The sequence below is a fragment of the uncultured Photobacterium sp. genome (assembly GCF_947502415.1).
GTDB lineage: Bacteria > Pseudomonadota > Gammaproteobacteria > Enterobacterales > Vibrionaceae > Photobacterium.
Map to the genome: position 1 here is coordinate 1 of NZ_CANMZV010000102.1, position 549 is coordinate 549.

Consider the following 549-nt stretch of genomic DNA (forward strand, 5'->3'; position numbering starts at 1 on the left):
CGTTACACTCGGCGGTTTTGGTAGGGAGTTTGGTGTGCTTTGCTGGTTCCGTGGGGCACACCTTATTGCAGGCGTTATGGCTTAAAAAGCACAGGCAACGTGGTATTCGCTTCAAGTTTTCTGGGTCAAGCTTAGCGGCTATCAAGCTGATTTTCTCAGGCGATATAACTGAACGCTTATCGGTATAACGAACTGTGAGATTGTAGGGCTTTGTCCGCAGCACGCTTGATTTACAAGTTGTGCTGGCTGTCAGAAATACCAGAAAGTTCATCGAAAACCAGCTTTCAACTTTTGGCTAAGGGTTATCAGATTTTAATCTTTGCTATTTTTCCTGAAGCTTCCGGTTTATATCAGTAGGTAAAGAGCAATCCTTTCTTAATTAGCTGCAGAACTAATTCCTCTAAAAATTACCTGCACAAAATCCATTCAAAAGAGGCTAGGTGCCTAATATTTAAGGCCAAAATTGAGCGACTTCAAACTTATACCTTTTGTTTGTTGTATGATGCCTTAATCATATGGCAGGTAAATAATTCTGTTCGGCGGTAGCGT

General features: G+C 41.7%; 1 protein-coding gene. It reads left to right on the forward strand.

The window, feature by feature from the left end:
- Positions 1–188: hypothetical protein (locus tag Q0852_RS23720; RefSeq protein ID WP_299022914.1), on the forward strand; the 188-nt coding region annotated here is incomplete at its 5' end.
- Positions 189–549: the final 361 nt, after the last annotated feature.